This window comes from Vibrio sp. 1874 (genome assembly GCF_033344395.1).
Taxonomy (GTDB): domain Bacteria; phylum Pseudomonadota; class Gammaproteobacteria; order Enterobacterales; family Vibrionaceae; genus Vibrio; species Vibrio alginolyticus.
The window spans coordinates 1-4,968 of the sequence record NZ_JAWPOR010000037.1 but is presented as its reverse complement, the minus strand read 5'-3'; the positions used below and the strand labels follow the sequence as shown (position 1 = coordinate 4,968).

Annotated in this window: 2 protein-coding genes and 6 tRNA genes; 7 read left to right on the top strand and 1 reads right to left on the bottom strand. The window is 43.8% G+C overall.

Annotated features, from left to right (window positions below; translation table 11 throughout):
* Nucleotide 1: 1 nt before the first annotated feature.
* From R8N46_RS24120 to R8N46_RS24090, 7 genes are all read left to right on the top strand, one after another.
* Nucleotides 2–77 (top strand) — tRNA-Asn (locus R8N46_RS24120).
* A 278-nt stretch (nucleotides 78–355) separates the two neighbouring features.
* Nucleotides 356–1,981, top strand: a complete 1,626-nt coding sequence (locus R8N46_RS24115; RefSeq protein WP_213972543.1) for a methyl-accepting chemotaxis protein — start codon at nucleotides 356–358, stop codon at nucleotides 1,979–1,981.
* Nucleotides 1,982–2,214: 233 nt separating this feature from the next.
* A tRNA-Phe gene (locus R8N46_RS24110) sits at nucleotides 2,215–2,290 on the top strand.
* Between the two features lie 52 nt (nucleotides 2,291–2,342).
* A tRNA-Thr gene (locus R8N46_RS24105) sits at nucleotides 2,343–2,418 on the top strand.
* A 22-nt stretch (nucleotides 2,419–2,440) separates the two neighbouring features.
* Nucleotides 2,441–2,516, top strand: a tRNA-Asn gene (locus R8N46_RS24100).
* Nucleotides 2,517–2,555: 39 nt separating this feature from the next.
* Nucleotides 2,556–2,631 (top strand) — tRNA-Thr (locus tag R8N46_RS24095).
* A gap of 15 nt (nucleotides 2,632–2,646) precedes the next feature.
* A tRNA-Asn gene (locus R8N46_RS24090) sits at nucleotides 2,647–2,722 on the top strand.
* Between the two features lie 248 nt (nucleotides 2,723–2,970).
* Here R8N46_RS24090 and R8N46_RS24085 read toward each other — a convergent pair.
* Nucleotides 2,971–4,407 (bottom strand): NAD-dependent succinate-semialdehyde dehydrogenase, encoded by a 1,437-nt coding sequence (locus R8N46_RS24085; protein WP_171346347.1) that lies wholly within the window; start codon nucleotides 4,405–4,407, stop codon nucleotides 2,971–2,973.
* Between the last annotated feature and the right edge of the window lie 561 nt (nucleotides 4,408–4,968).

Genomic DNA, 4,968 nt, shown 5'->3' with positions numbered 1-4,968 from the left:
TTCCTCCTTAGCTCAGTTGGTAGAGCGACGGACTGTTAATCCGCAGGTCGCTGGTTCGAGCCCAGCAGGAGGAGCCATATTAGAAGAAGCCGCATCACTTGATGCGGCTTTTTTGTATCTGCTTTATACGTCATTTCTCACTTTCCCATTTATCTGCACTTCATTTCTAAACATCAGCGAACATTAAATCCTTTCTTCAAAAACACTTATTTCACGCTAAAAATTTAATCCTCATCGTAATTTCAATACGCATTAGTATCCGAGCATATTTATCTTCACTAAGATGCCCGAGTTATTACATTTCTTCTTTTAGCTATGCCTTGCATAGTGATAACACTTTATTTGTGAGCTAAATATGAAACTAAAAACTCAAGCCTATTTATTATCTGCGATCATATTGCTAGCTCTCCTAGTTCTGACCGCAACGGGCTTATGGACACTTCGCGTCGCAAGTAACCTTGATAACAAAGCTCGAGTTACTGAGCTATTTAAAAGTGCGTACAGCATACTTACCGAAGTAGAAAAGATGGCTATCGAAGGCAAAATGCCGGAAGACGAAGCGAAAGCATTAGCCACTCGCCTACTTCGTAACAATATCTACAAAGACAACGAATACGTTTATGTCGCAGATGAAAATATGATGTTCATCGCCGCACCACTAGACCCTCAACTGCACGGAACCAGCTTCCATGACTTTAGAGATGGCAGTGGTAATAGCGTAGGCCAACTCATTCTAGATGTATTGGGGCACAAAACAGGTCAGATCATTGAATATACCTGGAGCCAAAAACAAGCTGATGGCAGCATTGAAGAAAAACACTCGATAGCAGAAAAAACACCACACTGGGGCTGGGTTGTCGGTACAGGTATTGGCTTTAATGAAGTTAACGCACGTTTTTGGTCGACAGCACAATGGCAGCTTGTGCTGTGTCTGATTATCGCGGGAAGTATTCTAAGTGGCCTGATCATTTCGATTCGCAAAATGCTTCATCTACTTGGTGGAGAGCCTAACGACGTGCGTAAAGCAGTTCAAGCTGTCGCTCAAGGAGACATTCAGACCAGTTTTGATACTGTGGCACCGAGAGGAAGTATCTATCGTGCCGTGCAAGATATGAGTCAATCACTAGCTACCATGGTGACAAACCTAGAGAAGTCTATGCATGCACTGCGCGCAGAGTTGTCTGCCGTAGAAGCTCGATCAAATACGATTGCCGATCTTACCGTATCTCAGCAGCAATCAACGGCGATGATTGCCACTGCGATGACTGAAATGGCATCTTCAGCCAACCATGTTGCCAATTCAGCAAGCGACACCGCAAACAATACGGACGAGGCTGACAAACAAAGCCAACATACTCAGAAACTCATTCATAACACGGTTGAAAACATTCAAGGTTTAGCTTCTCAATTAAATACTGCGAGTAAAGCGGTCGCCGATCTAGATCAGGATGTAAATAATATTGTAAAAGTGCTCGATGTGATTGGTGATATTGCAGAGCAAACAAACCTATTGGCACTCAATGCAGCCATTGAAGCAGCACGTGCTGGAGAACAAGGCCGAGGCTTCGCAGTCGTTGCTGATGAGGTACGCAACCTAGCAGGACGCACACAAGACAGCACAAAAGAGATTCAGTATATGATCTCCAATCTGCAAGAAGGCTCTCGCAATGCCATTCACAGAATGGAAATATGTGCAGAAACCAGTGAAAGCACTGTTACAGAGTCTAAGAATGCCTCTGAAGCTCTACAGCAAATTGTAACGGCGTTAGAATCTATCACCACAATGAGCCAGCAGATCGCTACTGCTGCCGCTGAGCAGATGCAGGTTAGCGATGATATTGCGCTACGCATAAACCTTATCGAGGAAAGCGGAGGCCAACTCAACTCTGTCGTAACCGAGAGCCAATCAAGTACTCAAAGTTTAGCTTCACTAGCGAATGAGCTAGAAGGTTGGGTAAACAAGTTCTCAGTAAAGCACTAGTTTAAAGTCAATTGTTCAATAAAAAGCACGTTTTCAGACGTGCTTTTTTGTTTTTATCGCCTTTATTTTGCAAGTGAACACACTATCAATGTTAAAACATCGCTTAAAGCATGGCGCATTGCTGCTAAAAACGCATAAAAACAGCCCACTCCGAGCACAAATTCATCAAACGATATTTTATTTTAATTTTATTGTTGACCTGAAAGCCGAAAAGCCTTTTAATACACCTCGTCGCCCGGATAGCTCAGTCGGTAGAGCAGAGGATTGAAAATCCTCGTGTCGGTGGTTCGATTCCGCCTCCGGGCACCACAATTTATTAATTGTTGGTGCTTAGCACGAACAATGTTAAAGAATAAAATGTGCCGACTTAGCTCAGTAGGTAGAGCAACTGACTTGTAATCAGTAGGTCACCAGTTCGATTCCGGTAGTCGGCACCATTTATTCTCTTAAAAAGACAATTCCTCCTTAGCTCAGTTGGTAGAGCGACGGACTGTTAATCCGCAGGTCGCTGGTTCGAGCCCAGCAGGAGGAGCCAATTTTCATTATTAAGTTAATAACTTATTAATGACATTGTGCCGACTTAGCTCAGTAGGTAGAGCAACTGACTTGTAATCAGTAGGTCACCAGTTCGATTCCGGTAGTCGGCACCACTTATTAAAATTTGTTCCTCCTTAGCTCAGTTGGTAGAGCGACGGACTGTTAATCCGCAGGTCGCTGGTTCGAGCCCAGCAGGAGGAGCCATATTAGAAGAAGCCGCATCACTTGATGCGGCTTTTTTGTATTAGTTTAAAGCTAAGCTCTCTCCTACCCCATAACGAAATAACATAAGCGCTTTGATTATTAAAAACCGCTTACCGCAAGCTAACTATCGACTCACTAAGTAACCAGAAAATATTAACCACAAACGCGCGTGGCAAATGGTATGCCTTTCAACTAAAAAAAAGCTAGGTAAAAACCTAGCTTTTTAATTCAATCGGCCATCTCTGAAATCAGCTTAAACCACCAAGACAAATATACTTTGTCTCCAGATATTCATCGAGTCCTTGCTTAGCACCTTCCCGTCCAACACCCGACTCTTTAACTCCACCAAATGGAGCCACTTCAGTAGAGATGATCCCTTCATTCACTCCAACCATACCGTACTCTAAACCTTCACTAAAAGTCACAATACGCTTCAAGCTATTCGTATAGAAATAGCAAGCCAAACCATATTCTGTATCGTTAGCCATTTCGAGAACTTGAACATCATTTTCAAAGGTAACAATAGGCAACACAGGCCCGAATAGCTCTTGCTGAACAATCGACATATTCTGCGTCACACTATCCAAAAGAACGGGCTCCATAAAGCGACCTGGCCGTCTCTGTGGAGAGTTAGCAATAGAGGCTCCTTCTTGTACAGCTTGATCGATCACCGCCTCTAGTCGATGCTTAGAGGCCATCGTAATAACAGGACCTAATGTGACACCTTTCTCTAAACCATTGCCAAGCTTTAATTTGCTTAACTTCGACAATACTTTATCAATAAAAGCTTGTTTTACATTTTTATGAACATATAACCGATTGGTACAAACACATGTTTGCCCTGCATTACGGAACTTCGACGCGACAAGCCCTTCCGCAGCCGCATCTACGTCTGCATCTTCAAACACGATGAAAGGCGCATTACCACCCAACTCCATCGACACCGCCTTGACTGAATCACTGGCTTGCTTCATCAAAATTTTCCCGACTCGCGTAGACCCCGTAAAAGAGATCTTCTGAATCCTAGGATCAGTACTTAGTACTTGACCAAACTCAGCAGCCTGCTCCGACACCATGACAGAAAGCAGTTCTTTAGGGATACCAGCCTGATAAGCTAACTCAACAACAGCAATTGCAGTGAGAGGGGTAAGCTCTGATGGCTTGATCAACATGCCACAACCTGCCGCTAGGGCTGGTGCTGCTTTTCTTGTAATCATCGCAATAGGGAAGTTCCAAGGTGTAATTGCAGCGCATACTCCCACAGGCTGGCGAATTGCAGATAGACGTCTATCTGTCGTGGGGGCAGGAATAACTTCGCCATAAGCACGTTTTGCTTCTTCTGAGAACCACTCGACAAAAGAGGCACCATACATCACTTCCCCTTTGCTCTCAGCTAAAGGTTTACCCTGCTCTAAGGTAATAATCGTGGCTATGTCTTCTGCATTATCAAGAAGTAGTTGATACCACCCCCTCAAACGACGAGAGCGCTCTTTGGCACTTAATTTAGCCCAACGGACTTGCTCCGTTTTGCACTGACCAATGAGATCATCTAACTCATCAAGAGTACTAGGCTTTAACCGAATTAACTCTTGCTCAGTTGCAGGGTTGATGACCACAATTCCCTCTTCGGAAGACCATTGCTTAAATACAGATTTCAGCGTTTCATTTTTTATTTGTTGCATCATCAAACATACTCCTCAAGAACTCCTCTTAGGTTAATCGCTACTAGCAAGTTCAGCAAAGAAAACAAAGTTTTCTAAAAGGCATTAATTTTCGGAAGACTTAGATCTCTTCCTCACTATATTTCGGGAAATTGCGTAATCCACGCAACGACGGTCCCGCTCTAAACATGGAAGCAATGAATGTTTGAGAAATAAGATGTAGAAAATTATTGTTTAAGAGAGACGCTAACAAAACACGCAGTACGGAAGACTATTCATTCTATTACGGTTGAGGGCTAGTGTTATAAAGACTCATTGTTCAAATGGCCAATCTTTCAACGAGGACAGGATACAAACTCGGAGTAATTGGAAGTGCAGGCAGCAGGCTCATCTTCCTGAGAAACTCATGTGCCAAAAGGGTAAAGAAAGTCGTATTGTCTCGCCTTCAATGTGTAAATGCATTTCTCGGGGACACGACCAAACGAAAAAGCCCCAGTCTTTCGACTAGGGCTTAATATAAGTGGCGGAGTGGACGGGACTCGAACCCGCGACCCCCGGCGTGACAGGCCGGTATTCTAACCAACT